The organism is Microbulbifer sp. MLAF003 (genome assembly GCF_030012965.1).
GTDB lineage: Bacteria > Pseudomonadota > Gammaproteobacteria > Pseudomonadales > Cellvibrionaceae > Microbulbifer > Microbulbifer variabilis.
In genome coordinates, this window is sequence record NZ_CP120232.1 from 1,211,535 (window position 1) to 1,224,730 (window position 13,196).

Consider the following 13,196-nt stretch of genomic DNA (forward strand, 5'->3'; position numbering starts at 1 on the left):
CCTATGGGGCCCCTCGATCACACTGCATTAGAAATATCTGGAACTGATCATGTCGGAAAAATTTGACGTAATCGTAATCGGCTCTGGTCCTGGTGGTTATGTCGCTGCCATCCGTGCCGCTCAGCTGGGCCTGAACACTGCTTGTATTGAAAAGTGGAAAAACAAGGAAGGCAAATACGTAAACGGCGGTACCTGCCTGAACGTAGGTTGTATTCCCTCCAAGGCACTGCTGGACAGCTCCTGGAAGTACCACGAGGCCAAAGACGCTCTCGACGTGCACGGCATTGAAGTCGGCAAGGTCAAGATGGATGTGAGCAAGATGATCGAGCGCAAGGGCGAGATCGTTAAGAAGCTGACTGGCGGCGTAGCGGGCCTGTTCACGGCCAATAAAGTGACCTCCATTTTCGGTACCGGCAAATTGCTGGCGAACAAGAAAGTGGAAGTTACCGACGACGAAGGCAACAGCACTATCTACGAAGCCGAAAATGTCATTCTGGCTTCCGGTTCTGTACCGGTAAATATTCCGCCTGCTCCGGTAGATAATAAAATTATTGTCGACTCCACCGGCGCTCTGGAATTCTCTGAAACGCCCAAGCGTTTGGGCGTTATCGGTGCCGGCGTTATCGGTCTGGAGCTCGGTTCAGTATGGAACCGCCTGGGCTCTGAAGTGGTTGTTCTGGAAGCGATGGATAAGTTCCTGGCGATCATGGACCAACAGGTTGCCAAAGAATCCCAGAAGATCTTCAAAAAGCAGGGCCTGGATATCCGCCTCGCTTGCCGCGTAACCGGCTCCGAAGTGAAGGGCGAGGAAGTGGTTGTTACTTACCAGGATAAAGATGGTAAAGAGCACCAGGAAACTTTCGACAAGCTGATCGTTTGCGTTGGCCGTCGTCCTTACACCGAAGGCCTGTTATCTGAAGATGCCGGCGTGAAGATGGATGAGCGTGGATTCATCTATGTCAACGACCTGTGCATGACTTCTGCACCGGGCGTATGGGCGATCGGTGACGTGGTACGCGGTCCGATGCTGGCGCACAAGGCTTCTGAAGAAGGTGTTGTAGTCGCTGAGCGCATCGCCGGTCAGAAGCCAATGATGAACTACGACGTGATCCCCAATGTTATTTACACTCACCCGGAAATCGCTGCGGTCGGTCGTACCGAAGAGCAGGTGAAGGCTGATGGCGAGCCCTACAACGTAGGCAGCTTCCCGTTTGCTATCAACGGTCGTGCCATGGCCGCCAACGATACCCAGGGCTTTGTGAAAATCATTGCGCATGCGGAAACTGACCGTGTACTGGGTGCCCACATCGTTGGCCCATCTGCTGCCGATCTGGTTCAGCAAGTGGCGATCGCGATGGAATTCGGCTCCAGCGCCGAAGACATCGGTATGACCGTATTCGCACACCCGACTCTGTCCGAGACCGTGAAGGAAGCGGCATTGGGCGTAAACGGCCATGCGATTCATACCGTAAATCGCAAGAAGCGTAAGTAAGAAGTTTTTTCGATGTCGGGGCACTAATTATTCATTAATTAGCTGCCCCGGTTTCATTTGCGAAGTTCAAAATTTGCAACGACGGAAATTTTGAGTTTTGTCTTTCAGGTGCAGAGAGATCTGCAATTAGTAAACACATTTTATATGTGAATTGGTATTGACTATGAACTTGCATGAGTATCAGGGCAAACAACTGTTTGCGGCATACGGATTGCCGGTTTCCAAAGGCATTGCAGCGGAAACCCCGGCAGCGGCAGTAGCAGCGGCTGACGAAATTGGCGGTGATAAGTGGGTAGTAAAGGCCCAGGTGCACGCTGGTGGCCGCGGTAAGGCTGGCGGTGTAAAGCTGGTAGATTCCAAGGCAGAAATTGAAGAGTTTGCCAGGAAGTGGCTGGGCGAGCGTCTGGTAACTTATCAAACAGACGAAAATGGCCAGCCGGTTTCCCGTATCCTGGTTGAGAGCTGCACCGACATTGATCAAGAGCTGTACCTCGGCGCCGTTGTTGACCGCTCTACCCGTCGTATCGTTTTCATGGCTTCCACCGAAGGCGGCGTTGAGATCGAGAAAGTAGCGGAAGAGACCCCGGAAAAAATCCTCAAAGCCACTATCGACCCGCTGGTGGGTGCTCAGCCTTACCAGGCACGCGAGCTGGCTTTCAAACTGGGCCTGAACCCGACTCAGGTTAAGCAGTTCACCAAGATCTTCCTCGGCCTGGCAAAAATGTTCCAGGAAAAAGATCTGGCCCTGCTGGAAATCAACCCGCTGGTAATCACCACCGAAGGCAACCTGCACTGCCTGGATGCCAAAGTGGTTATCGACAGCAACGCGTTGTACCGCCACGCGGACCTGCGCGAAATGCACGATCCTTCTCAGGATGACGCGCGTGAAGCGCACGCTGCCAAGTTCGATCTGAACTACGTAGCGCTGGATGGCAATATCGGCTGCATGGTAAACGGCGCTGGTCTGGCCATGGGTACCATGGACATCGTCAACCTGCACGGCGGCAAGCCGGCTAACTTCCTGGACGTTGGCGGCGGCGCCACCAAAGAGCGTGTTGTTGAAGCGTTCAAGATCATCCTGTCCGACGAGAATGTCAAAGCCGTATTGATCAACATCTTCGGTGGTATCGTTCGCTGTGACATGATCGCCGAAGGCGTTGTGGGCGCAGTAAAAGAAGTAGGCGTTAAAGTACCGGTTGTTGTGCGTCTGGAAGGTAACAACGCAGACCTGGGCGCCAAGGTTCTGAGCGACAGTGGCCTGAACATTATCGCGGCTACGAGCCTGACCGATGCGGCTCAGCAAGTGGTTAAAGCTGCGGAGGGTAAATAATCATGTCAGTACTGATTAACAAAGACACCAAAGTAATCTGTCAGGGCTTCACCGGCTCCCAGGGTACTTTCCACTCCGAGCAAGCGATTGCTTACGGCACCAAGATGGTTGGTGGTGTAACTCCGGGTAAAGGCGGCCAGACTCACCTGGGCCTGCCGGTATTCAACACCGTGAAAGAAGCGGTAGAAGAGACCGGTGCAGAAGCTTCCGTAATCTACGTACCTGCGCCTTTCTGTAAGGATTCCATCCTGGAAGCGGCCAACGCTGGTATCAAACTGATCGTTTGTATCACCGAAGGTATCCCGACCCTGGATATGCTCGACGCTAAAGTGAAGTGCGACGAGCTGGGTGTGCGCCTGATTGGCCCGAACTGCCCGGGTGTGATCACTCCCGGTGAGTGCAAGATCGGTATTATGCCGGGTCATATCCACAAGCCGGGTAAAGTGGGCATCGTTTCCCGTTCCGGTACTCTGACCTATGAAGCGGTTAAGCAAACTACCGACTACGGCTTCGGTCAGTCCACCTGTGTGGGCATCGGTGGCGACCCCATCCCGGGCTCCAACTTCATCGATATCCTGGAAATGTTCCAGAATGACCCGCAGACCGAAGCGATTGTTATGATCGGTGAGATCGGTGGTACTGCTGAAGAAGAAGCGGCGGCTTACATCAAGGAAAATGTTACCAAGCCGGTCGTTTCCTATATCGCCGGTGTAACGGCTCCTCCCGGCAAGCGCATGGGTCACGCGGGCGCGATTATCTCCGGTGGTAAAGGCACCGCTGACGAGAAGTTCGCTGCTCTGGAAGACGCGGGTGTTAAAACCGTGCGCTCCCTGGCTCAGATTGGCGACGCTCTGAAGGAAGTTACTGGCTGGTAAGAGCTGGGTAAGTACCTTGTCTGTGAAAAGGCCGCTTCTTTCGAAGCGGCCTTTTTTATTTGATCTCAAAAATATTTCAGGAATGTTTTTCTATTTGGATTGGAAATAATCAGCCGGATGTTTGCTGAGTACCATATAAACCATATTTTTGACCGTGATTGCGTCCCCGCTGATAAAGGATAAAAGCCGTTAATATAAGCAGCATGAGTTCCGCGACTGGACCCGCATACCATATTCCCACTTCGCCCATGAGTGGGGGTAAAATCAAAATGAGTGGCAAAACGAAAACGTAAGTTTTTGCAATTCCGAGAATGGCGGCACGTTTGGCATCGCCTATAGCCTGGAAAAATGTGCTGATCATCATGAGTGGTCCGGCCAAAAAATAGACCAGCGTCATCATGGGCAGGATACGTGCAACCTCTGTAATAATCTGTTTATCGCTGACAAATAAGGCTCCCAAAGAGTCTTTCAGTATTAACACGCCAAGCTGTAAAGCGAGGCAGTAACCGAACGCTACTGTTAAAGCGATATTGATACTGCTGTCGGACCGAGACCAGCTTTTAGCGCCAACATTATTGCCGATCAGAGTCTGAAATGCCTGGCTCAGCCCGAGAAGTGGCAGGAAGATAAAGGTCATAATACGGGTAGTGATCCCGTAGGCTCCTACTGTCGCATCGTAGTTACTAACCCCCAGGCCTGGATACTAAAAATTACAGCAATAGATGTGAGTGATACACCGATGTAACTTAAGCTGGATGGTAAGCCCAAAGATAGGTATCCAGGCCAAAAATCACGCCTGCTTGAGATCCGGATAATCTGTGTATCAATCACCGTGCGGCCATAATGGCGATAGCACGCCACTATCAAAAGGGCGATTGCCTGTGCAAGGGCAGTGCCATAAGCAGAGCCGGCCACCCCCATCTCCAAGTGCGCAATAAAAATATAATTGAAAATAATATTGAGCATTACCGACGCAAGGGAAACCATCGCCATTAGCGACAGTTGCCCTTCGCATCGCAAAGTATCGGAATTCACAGAACTGATAAACAGAGTTGGGGAAAGGAAGATTAATATCGTTAAATAGGTGTACCCCATCCCTGCTAGATCTGCTGAGCCATTGGCAACTAATAGTGTTAATTGTTTACCCCAAGCCACAAATAACAACATCAACACAGTGCAAACCACCAGAGCCAGTGTAATAGCTTGGGAAAATGCCTGCCTCGCTTTATCTTTTTCTCCCGCGCCGAGTAATCTGGCCAATACACTCGAATATCCGCTGGAGATTAATGAAGAAAGTGCTACCAGTAACATAAACATTGGGAATGTTAAGGTTACTGCGGCTAATGCTTCAGCTCCTACATATTTCCCGAGGAAATAGGCATCTAATAGGGTAAACGAGCCGTTTACCAGCATTATCAGAATAATAGGCGCAGCAGTCTTAAAGAAAACCGGCAGTAAGGCGCCGTTAACAAAAATATTGTCGTGTTGATGAGTCATAGTAAGTTCACTTTACAAATTGCCGCTGTGCATCTCCGCGACCTCATTAAATTTACTCAATAAAAGTTGTTTGAGGTCCTCAGGCCAATATTGGATGGCTTTTGCAAAGCCGACCTTGCTGTTTCTGTACAGTGCACGACTGGCCTCTTCGAAGCCTGGAGTATCTCCTGCAACTAACAGCATGAATCTATCGAGTTGATGCTGTTTTGCGGTGATTCTCTCCTCAAGCGAAACGTGCTTTTGTGCCTGCTCCACCAGCTTACGAAGAGTGGCAGAAGCACCGCCAGGCTGCTGACCCAGCCATTCCCAGTGACGGGGAAGCAGGGTAACCTCCTTGGGAATAACGCCTAACTTGGGGCGTCCACGTTTAGTTTTCGGGGCCGGTACATCCACCGATAAGGCTGCCAGTACTTCCTCGGTATCTCCGTGCCAATCCACCTCTATCCGTTTACAGCTATCGGCTTCAAAGACCATGGGCTCATGGGTTGTGCCCATACTCTTCACCCGGCGCACAATTACTTCCAATGTCCCCCGCGCAACAATCTGTTGCTGGTCGATAGCGATATAGTCAGTAGCCAAAGTATTTCTCTATATTTACCCGGGTTAAATATTTATGTCCGGGTAAATATAGTGCATTGATCACCATATGTACAAGGAATGTTTCTCTGCATGCCCTCTGCCTTTGATGTGACCCAATGGGGAAGGGCCTCCCAAGCTGAGGTTGACCGCTTTGCTCGCGCTTAATTTTTGTTTACATGTCAGTGATATACACGGTCTAGGAGCACTCCTATACTGCGGAAAAACCAACTGTTTAGGAGTGGACATGGCCAGGGCTTTAATCGGTGTTATCGGCGGTAGCGGTCTTTATGAGATGCAAGGGTTAACCGAGGTGGAGGAAGTCCAGATGGGGACCCCCTTTGGTGGCACCTCGGATGCAATTGCCTGCGGCAAGCTTCATGGTATTCCTGTTGCTTTCCTTGCCCGCCATGGACGCGGTCATCGGCTGATTCCCTCCCAGGTGCCCTATCAAGCCAATATCCACGCATTGCGCCAGTTGGGCGTACGCTATGTTCTTTCCCTTTCTGCCGTGGGCTCCCTCCAGGAAGAGGTGCGTCCACTGGATATGCTGATCCCGGATCAGTTTATCGATATGACCCGCAAACGGGAGAGTACTTTCTTTGGCGATGGTGCTGTAGCCCATGTTTCCATGGCTGATCCGGTATGCCCTGCTGTGGCGGATAGCCTGGCGCGGGCTTTTGCCAATACCCAGGGAGAAGAGCCGATCAGGTTGCATCGAGGTGGCAGTTATATCTGTATTGAAGGACCCCAGTTCTCTACCCGAGCTGAGTCGCACTGGTATCGCAGTATGAATGCTTCGGTGATCGGAATGACCAATATGCCGGAGGCAAAACTCGCCCGCGAAGCGCAGATGGCTTATGCAACTCTCGCCATGGCAACAGATTATGACTGTTGGCACCCTCGGGAAGAGGCGGTGACAGCGGACGTGGCTATCGCCAATTTGCAGCAAAATGCCGCCCGTGCTCAAAAGATTGCCGCAGAGGCAATCCGCTTGCTCGGTACTGAGCAACCTGAATCCGCCGCCCATACTGCATTGGCGAGCGGGTTGGTGACACCTGTCGATGCGATGCCAGAGGAAAAACAAGCTGTAATAAAGCCGCTACTTACGCCGACAGAAGCAGTGCCTGAAGAAATGGAGCACTGAGGGGAATGCACGAAACATTACCGTTACTGGAAATATCGGACTTCCCGGCGATTCGCCGTGAGGCTATTGAAACCCTGCAAATAAATATCGGTTATCGCTGCAACCAGAGTTGTGTGCACTGCCATGTGAATGCAGGTCCCAATCGTACCGAGATGATGTCGGACGACAATCTGGAGTTACTACTGGGCGTTATCAAGGCCAGGGGGTGCGAACCCTGGATATCACTGGGGGTGCACCAGAGCTCCACAACGGGTTTCGGTCTTTGGTGAAAGCTGCACGGGCGCTGGGTGTGCATGTAATAGATCGCTGCAATCTCACAATATTATTTGAGCCAGGACAGCAGGATACAGCAGAGTTTCTCGCGCAGAACCATGTGGAAGTGGTTGCCTCTCTACCCTGCTACTCCATGGAAAATGTAGATAAGCAGCGAGGCAAAGGGGTTTTTGATAAAAGTATTGCCGGATTGCAGAAGCTAAATGCCTTGGGCTATGGCAAGTCGGAAACTGGCCTTCAGCTTAACCTGGTCTATAACCCCCAGGGTGCTTTTTTACCCCCGGAGCAGGGGGCCCTGGAGGCAGACTATCGACGAGAGTTGGCCGCGCATTTTGGAATTGAATTTAATCACCTCTTTGCTCTCGCCAATATGCCCATCAAACGCTTCGGTTCCATGCTGATTTCCAAAGGGCAGTTTAAAGACTATATGACGCTGCTTCGGGAGAGCTACTCTGCATCTAATCTTGAGGGCGTGATGTGTCGCAGTCTGGTGAGTGTTGACTGGCAGGGAAATTTATATGACTGCGACTTTAACCAGCAGTTGAATATACCAGTGCCAGGCCGATTGCATCTGCGTGATTTACTCGAAGCTGATCTTAAAGATTCGGCAGTTTGTGTGGCTGATCATTGCTATGGCTGTACTGCGGGGCAGGGCAGCAGTTGCGGTGGGGCACTGTAAGGGGATAGGGTTTAATAGCCGGAGGGCGGGAATGCCATGAGAAAAAAATACTGCTGCTGGCGATTATCGTGATATTGGTGATTGCTTTTTACGCATTTGATTTACACCACTGGTTGAGCCTGGAAAAGCTGCAGGAAGGCGGTGAGCAGTTTCAGCAATGGAAAGCCTCATCGCCATTTCTGGTGAGCTTCCTGTTTCTAGTTTTTTACATTTTGGTAACCGGTTTATCCTTACCCGGTGCTGCGATTCTCACTATTGCCGCGGGTGCTATTTTTGGCTTGTTGTGGGGCACTGTCATTGTATCCTTCGCTTCCAGTATTGGAGCCACCCTGGCGTTTCTAATGGCCCGCTATTTATTTCGTGACTATGTTCAAGAGAAGTTTGCTGTACGCTTACAGGTTGTAAATAACGGTATTGAGAGGGAGGGCGCCTTTTATCTTTTTGCTTTGCGTCTCGTACCAATCTTCCCATTTTTTCTGATCAATATTCTGATGGGATTAACCCACCTTCGAGTCTGGACATTTTATTGGGTGAGCCAATTAGGCATGCTGGCGGCTACGATTGTTTACGTTAATGCCGGTACGCAACTCGCTCGTATAGACAATCTGAAGGATATCGCTTCTCCGCAATTGTTATTGTCTTTTGCCCTATTGGGTATATTCCCGCTATTGGCAAAATACTTCCTCAACTGGCTTAAACGTCGCCGTGAGGCCAAGTGAGTGACTCCAATGAGAAAACCCAAAAAGTTTGATCGCAATATAATTGTTATTGGTGCAGGCGCTGCGGGCTTGGTGAGTGCCTATATTTCTGCGGCGGTAAAAGCCAAGGTGACTTTGATCGAGTCGGGAAATATGGGTGGGGACTGCCTGAATACCGGCTGTGTGCCCAGTAAGGCGTTGATCAAGTGTGCTCGCGTGGCACACTCTGCGCGCACTGCGAGTAATTTTGGTGTGCGCCTGCCGGAACTGGAGATTGATTTTCCCGGGGTGATGCGCCATGTGCGTGAATCTATCCAGCAGATTGAGCCTCACGATAGTGTGGAGCGCTACTCAGATCTCGGTGTGGAAGTAATAAAAGGGTACGCGCGATTAGTAGATCCCTGGACAGTCGATATCACGTTGCATAGTGGTGGTGAAAAGTCCCTACGGGGACGAGCCATTATTCTGGCCACCGGTGCTGAACCTACAGTGCCACCATTCCCCGGCCTCGACACGGTTAATTATCTGACTAGCGAAACACTCTGGGATAGGTTTGCTCAGTTGAATAAGGCACCACATAGATTGGTATTACTGGGAGGTGGTGCCATCGGTTGTGAGTTGGCTCAGGCATTCACCCGCTTAGGGTCAAGAGTTACCTTGATAGAGCGAGATGAACGTTTGCTCCCCCAGGAGGACCACGAAGTGTCGCAAGCTGTTTCCCTGGCATTGGAATCTGAAGGAGTGTGTCTTCTCACTGGGCATGAGGCGGTCTCTTTTACTGGAAGTGAAGATCGCCGAGAGGGGGTATTAAACTTGCGTAATGCCGTGGGTGAAACACAGGTGACATTTGATGAAGTTATCCTGGCACTTGGCAGGCGTGCCAGGACTAAAGGGTTTGGATTGGAAAAACTGGACTTACTGCAAGATGGTAAATTGACAACGGATGCCTTCCTGCGCACTCGTTACCCCCATATTCTTGCAGCTGGGGATCTCGCGGGCCCATTTCAGTTTACCCATATGGCTTCGCACCAGGCCTGGTATGCAGCAGTGAATGGCCTTTTCGGCGATATCAAGAAATTTGCTGTGGATTATTCACTGGTACCTCGGGCAATCTTTATTGATCCAGAGGTGGCCAGCGTTGGGCTTAGTGAGCATGAGGCCGAACAGCGTGCTATTGCCTATGAGGTAACTCGCTACAACCTGGATGACCTGGATCGCGCTATCGTGGATGGCGCGGCACAGGGTTTTATTAAAGTGCTTACAGTACCGGGTAAAGATAAAATACTGGGTGTTTCAATTGTTGGTGAGAATGCTGCGGAGCTTATAGCCGAGTTTGTGTTCGCTATGAAGCAGGGTTTTGGACTGAATAAAATCCTATCTACCATTCATATCTATCCGACTATGACTGAAGGCAATAAATTTGTTGCGGGAAACTGGAAACGAGCCCATGCGCCCAAGGGGTTGTTGCGTTGGCTCGAAGTGTTTCATCGTTGGAGACGGGGTTAGTGCAGTGTTCTGTTGTAGTTCCGCTGTTGAATGAGCGGGAGCAACTGCCCGATTTAATTGTGCAGTTAAAAGAACTTAAGGCTTTTACCAGCTGTGAAATTATCCTGGTGGATGGTGGTAGCATTGATGGCAGTGTGGAAATTGCTACTGCTGAGGGGTTCCAGGTAATTACTTCCCGCGCGGCCGAGCCTCGCAAATGAATGCAGGTGCAGCCATTGCCTGTGGGAACTGGCTGCTGTTTTTACACGCGGATACACGCCTGCCCCAGGGTGCATTGAGTGCGGTTGCATCGGCAGTGGCTCAGGGAGCAGAGTGGGGCCGCTTTAATATTCGTATTGAAGGGCGGAGTTTGTGGTTTCCCCTAATTTCCAACCTGATTAATTGGCGTTCACGTCTAAGTGGTATCGCCACTGGTGACCAGGCGATTTTTGTCCGGCGTACTCTTTTTGAAAAAATTGGCGGTTATGCCAGGCAGCCATTGATGGAGGATGTTGAGCTAAGTCGGCAGTTGTTAAAAATAAGCCGTCCCTATTGTCTCCATCAAAGAGTCTCAACCTCTGGGCGACGCTGGGAAAAATTTGGGGTGTTGCGCACGGTATTGCTGATGTGGCGCTTGCGTTTTGCTTATTGGCGCGGCGTGCCTGCAGATACCCTGGCTAGGCGCTATGAGTAATCGTCTTTCGAGGAAGTTCCTGCGCCTTGTGGTGATGGCTAAGGCTCCACTGGCTGGTTATGCCAAGACCCGTCTTATTCCGGCACTGGGGGAGCAGGGAGCCGCGTCGCTTGCGGAGAAGTTGTTGTGCCATACCCTTGAAGAGTGTGTGAGAGCTGAGCTGGGACCCGTGGAGCTGCATGTGACACCTGATCCGTCCCACGCTTTTTGGCGGGGTTTCCCATTGCCTGCGGGAGTCACTGTTTATGGGCAGTCCCAAGGCAGCCTTGGTCAGCGCCTTTGGCATGCTACGGGAAACGCACGAGCATTGGGGCAGGGGCTTCTTTTGCTTGGTACCGACTGTCCGTCCCTTACCGCGCAGCGTTTGCGAGCTGCTGCAGAAGAGCTACAGGTGTCTGATGCGGTAATGTATCCGGCAAAAGATGGTGGCTATGCGTTATTAGGGCTCAAGGAAATACAGGTGCGGCTGTTTGAGGATATTCACTGGAGTACTGAGGTTGTTGCCCGGCAGACTCTGGATAGACTTTGGGAGTGTGGAATGAATTGCCAGCGCCTGGAGGCGCTGGCAGATATTGATGAGCCGGGAGATTTATCTTTTTTGCCAGAAGGTTGGCGGGACTTAATACGGCTGGGCTAGAGTGCCGGAGCTGCGCTAGCTTCGGCTTCTATTGCGCTGCCGTCAGCAAGAATTTCGCGATTTGCATCATTGGCTGCAGCCAGGCGTTGCTCCTCAATACGACTGCTCCAACTCAGCAGGGCCTGGTAATGGCGGATATTCTGCACATAGGTTACCGGCTCCCAGCCACGTGCGTAGCCATGTTTGGTGGTCTTGTAATACTGACGCTTGGCCAGCAGAGGCAAATGGTCGCGCACATCGGGCCACAGATCCGGGTTGCCGCCCATACGTTCGGTGAGGACGCGGGCGTCCTCAAGGTGGCCGTAGCCCACGTTATAGGCTGCTAGTGCCATCCAGGTTCTGTCGGGCTCACGAATGCGCTCAGGCAGTTTATTGCGAATTTGTACTATATAGCGCGCACCTCCCTCAATGCTCTCCTCGGGATTGAGCCGGTTAACACCGAGGTCTTTGGCGGTATTCAGAGTAAGCATCATCAGGCCACGGACTCCGGTACGGGAGCGCGCGCGTGGGTTCCAGTAGGACTCCTGGTAACTGAGCGCCGCCAACAAGTGCCAGTCCAGATCATACTGGTCTGCCACTTTCTGCATCGCTCCACGCCACTTTGGTAAACGCTCTCGGCTGCGCTTGGCAAATGCCTGGGCGCCACCGACATTCAGGTCGCTGACATGGCCAAAAAACTCTTCGCGCAGCTGCGCAATCATGCCATTGGTGTTTGCGCGCAACATAAACAGGCGGGCACTCTGGTAGAGGCTGTCATCGTCGCTTTTAGGGAAAGCCCAGGAGACCGGTTGGAACTGAGTGAGATTGAAAGCAACAGCGGTGTTTGGATAAAGGCCGCGGTGTACCGCATAAGCATTGGAGTCCACTACTGCGTAGCTGTACTTGCCCTGTTGTACCATCTCTACCAGCTCCATTGCATCCACATCAGACACTTCTTCCCAATCTAACAGTGGGTAGCGCTGGGAGAGTTTTTTCAGTTCCTCCGCGTGGGCACTGCCGGCGATTACGGCGACAGTCTTGCCCTCCAGGTCGCTGGTCTTTCGTGGGCGCTGCTCACCAACACGATAAATAACCTGCTGGCGGATTTCGAAGTAGGAGGGGGTAAAGCGTACCTGTTCACGGCGCTCCGGAGTGACGGTAAGGCCAGCGGCAGCGAAGTGTGCACCCTCTTCCGGGTCACGCAGGCGCTCAAACATTTCGTCTAGATCGTGAACGTCGCGAATTACCAGCTTGACGCCGAGCTCTTCGGCAAAGGCCCGCAGCATTCCATATTCAAAGCCAGTGGGATTACCGGATGCATCTTCGTAATATGTAGTGGGGCCATTTTGTGACAGCACAACCAGCTCACCAGAGGCCTTGATCCGCTCAAGAGTACTCGGTGCTTTGCTGGCAACTAACAGGGAGGCGCAGCATGACATGGCCAGCCCTTTTAACAGGCGGCGGACATAGCGCAGCACGCGGCTTTTCATCATCATAGGCTGTCCCCTCTAGCTCGTCCGTTAGTTTTATTGCTGTTATGCCTAAGGCCCGGTGAAGTTCGGTTCGCCAGGGCTTTTATGGCCAAAGCTGGCACAGTCCGCCAATTTTACATTATCCGGCGTCAATCTGCCCAATTTGGCATTTGGACACTGTGATCTATGCGCTTGAAAACCCTGCCGGACTTTTGTAGGAGTTTTCTTTCGCCTCTTGTTTAGGAGGTTTTAAGCAATAAGTTTGCTCGCCTTTTGAACATATTGATTGCTAATTAGTTCATGTATATGCAAGTGGTCGGCGGGTGTGTTGGACTGGCGATGCTTCAGGTACAATTGCGCCT

The 13,196-nt window shown here is 51.7% G+C and carries 15 protein-coding genes; 11 read left to right on the plus strand and 4 right to left on the minus strand.

Annotation, left to right across the window (positions count from 1 at the left end; translation table 11 throughout):
* The first annotated feature begins 49 nt into the window (after window positions 1-49).
* The 3 genes from lpdA (at window position 50) to sucD (ending at window position 3,697) form a co-directional block, all read left to right on the plus strand.
* Window positions 50-1,492 (plus strand): dihydrolipoyl dehydrogenase, encoded by a 1,443-nt coding sequence (lpdA, locus tag P3339_RS05845; protein WP_282952691.1) that lies wholly within the window; start codon window positions 50-52, stop codon window positions 1,490-1,492.
* A 163-nt stretch (window positions 1,493-1,655) separates the two neighbouring features.
* Window positions 1,656-2,822 (plus strand): ADP-forming succinate--CoA ligase subunit beta, encoded by a 1,167-nt coding sequence (gene sucC, locus P3339_RS05850; protein WP_282952692.1) that lies wholly within the window; start codon window positions 1,656-1,658, stop codon window positions 2,820-2,822.
* Window positions 2,823-2,824: 2 nt separating this feature from the next.
* Window positions 2,825-3,697 (plus strand): succinate--CoA ligase subunit alpha, encoded by an 873-nt coding sequence (gene sucD / locus P3339_RS05855; protein ID WP_226645469.1) that lies wholly within the window; start codon window positions 2,825-2,827, stop codon window positions 3,695-3,697.
* A 109-nt stretch (window positions 3,698-3,806) separates the two neighbouring features.
* Here sucD and P3339_RS05860 read toward each other — a convergent pair whose 3' ends face one another.
* Genes P3339_RS05860 through P3339_RS05870 form a run of 3 tightly spaced genes read right to left on the minus strand, consistent with a single transcriptional unit; the run spans window position 3,807 to window position 5,773 of the window.
* On the minus strand, window positions 3,807-4,334 hold the full coding sequence (locus tag P3339_RS05860; RefSeq protein WP_282952693.1) for an MATE family efflux transporter: 528 nt from the start codon (window positions 4,332-4,334) through the stop codon (window positions 3,807-3,809).
* Between the two features lie 26 nt (window positions 4,335-4,360).
* A complete protein-coding gene (locus P3339_RS05865; RefSeq protein WP_282952694.1) occupies window positions 4,361-5,194 on the minus strand; it encodes an MATE family efflux transporter in 834 nt (277 codons plus the stop codon).
* 12 nt (window positions 5,195-5,206) lie between these two features.
* Window positions 5,207-5,773, minus strand: a complete 567-nt coding sequence (locus P3339_RS05870) for a DUF2239 family protein (RefSeq protein WP_282952695.1) — start codon at window positions 5,771-5,773, stop codon at window positions 5,207-5,209.
* 244 nt (window positions 5,774-6,017) lie between these two features.
* On the opposite strand from P3339_RS05870, the gene mtnP reads away from it, so the two are divergent.
* From mtnP to P3339_RS05905, 8 genes are all read left to right on the plus strand, one after another.
* A complete protein-coding gene (mtnP, locus tag P3339_RS05875) occupies window positions 6,018-6,917 on the plus strand; it encodes an S-methyl-5'-thioadenosine phosphorylase (protein WP_282952696.1) in 900 nt (299 codons plus the stop codon).
* 5 nt (window positions 6,918-6,922) lie between these two features.
* On the plus strand, window positions 6,923-7,186 hold the full coding sequence (locus P3339_RS23365) for a hypothetical protein (RefSeq protein ID WP_353056892.1): 264 nt from the start codon (window positions 6,923-6,925) through the stop codon (window positions 7,184-7,186).
* Window positions 7,123-7,869 (plus strand): arsenosugar biosynthesis radical SAM (seleno)protein ArsS, encoded by a 747-nt coding sequence (gene arsS, locus P3339_RS05880; RefSeq protein ID WP_353056893.1) that lies wholly within the window; start codon window positions 7,123-7,125, stop codon window positions 7,867-7,869. Before P3339_RS23365 ends, arsS begins: the two co-directional genes overlap by 64 nt.
* A 68-nt stretch (window positions 7,870-7,937) precedes the next feature.
* The gene (locus tag P3339_RS05885; protein ID WP_282952697.1) at window positions 7,938-8,588 is read left to right on the plus strand and encodes a TVP38/TMEM64 family protein; all 651 of its coding nucleotides are present in this window, start codon (window positions 7,938-7,940) and stop codon (window positions 8,586-8,588) included.
* Between the two features lie 9 nt (window positions 8,589-8,597).
* Entirely contained in the window at window positions 8,598-10,073 is a 1,476-nt protein-coding gene (locus tag P3339_RS05890; protein ID WP_282952698.1) for a dihydrolipoyl dehydrogenase family protein, read from the plus strand.
* Complete coding sequence (locus P3339_RS05895) at window positions 10,073-10,273, plus strand: glycosyltransferase (RefSeq protein WP_282952699.1); 201 nt, start codon at window positions 10,073-10,075, stop codon at window positions 10,271-10,273. Before P3339_RS05890 ends, P3339_RS05895 begins: the two co-directional genes overlap by 1 nt.
* Complete coding sequence (locus P3339_RS05900) at window positions 10,270-10,746, plus strand: TIGR04283 family arsenosugar biosynthesis glycosyltransferase (protein ID WP_282952700.1); 477 nt, start codon at window positions 10,270-10,272, stop codon at window positions 10,744-10,746. Before P3339_RS05895 ends, P3339_RS05900 begins: the two co-directional genes overlap by 4 nt.
* Window positions 10,739-11,383: a TIGR04282 family arsenosugar biosynthesis glycosyltransferase gene (locus P3339_RS05905; protein WP_282952701.1), complete on the plus strand. Its 645-nt coding sequence runs from the start codon at window positions 10,739-10,741 to the stop codon at window positions 11,381-11,383. Before P3339_RS05900 ends, P3339_RS05905 begins: the two co-directional genes overlap by 8 nt.
* Here P3339_RS05905 and mltF read toward each other — a convergent pair.
* On the minus strand, window positions 11,380-12,858 hold the full coding sequence (gene mltF, locus P3339_RS05910; RefSeq protein WP_020412693.1) for a membrane-bound lytic murein transglycosylase MltF: 1,479 nt from the start codon (window positions 12,856-12,858) through the stop codon (window positions 11,380-11,382). The two genes, P3339_RS05905 and mltF, sit on opposite strands and share 4 nt — an antisense overlap.
* Window positions 12,859-13,196: the final 338 nt, after the last annotated feature.

Excerpts from the sequence above, each read along its gene's own strand:
- lpdA (WP_282952691.1), top strand. The coding sequence starts at position 50 with ATGTCGGAAAAATTTGACGTAATCGTAATCGGCTCTGGTCCTGGTGGT.
- sucC (WP_282952692.1), top strand. The coding sequence starts at position 1,656 with ATGAACTTGCATGAGTATCAGGGCAAACAACTGTTTGCGGCATACGGA.
- sucD (WP_226645469.1), top strand. The coding sequence starts at position 2,825 with ATGTCAGTACTGATTAACAAAGACACCAAAGTAATCTGTCAGGGCTTC.
- P3339_RS05860 (WP_282952693.1), bottom strand. The coding sequence starts at position 4,334 with ATGACCTTTATCTTCCTGCCACTTCTCGGGCTGAGCCAGGCATTTCAG.
- P3339_RS05865 (WP_282952694.1), bottom strand. The coding sequence starts at position 5,194 with ATGACTCATCAACACGACAATATTTTTGTTAACGGCGCCTTACTGCCG.
- mtnP (WP_282952696.1), top strand. The coding sequence starts at position 6,018 with ATGGCCAGGGCTTTAATCGGTGTTATCGGCGGTAGCGGTCTTTATGAG.
- P3339_RS23365 (WP_353056892.1), top strand. The coding sequence starts at position 6,923 with ATGCACGAAACATTACCGTTACTGGAAATATCGGACTTCCCGGCGATT.
- P3339_RS05890 (WP_282952698.1), top strand. The coding sequence starts at position 8,598 with ATGAGAAAACCCAAAAAGTTTGATCGCAATATAATTGTTATTGGTGCA.
- P3339_RS05900 (WP_282952700.1), top strand. The coding sequence starts at position 10,270 with ATGAATGCAGGTGCAGCCATTGCCTGTGGGAACTGGCTGCTGTTTTTA.
- P3339_RS05905 (WP_282952701.1), top strand. The coding sequence starts at position 10,739 with ATGAGTAATCGTCTTTCGAGGAAGTTCCTGCGCCTTGTGGTGATGGCT.
- mltF (WP_020412693.1), bottom strand. The coding sequence starts at position 12,858 with ATGATGATGAAAAGCCGCGTGCTGCGCTATGTCCGCCGCCTGTTAAAA.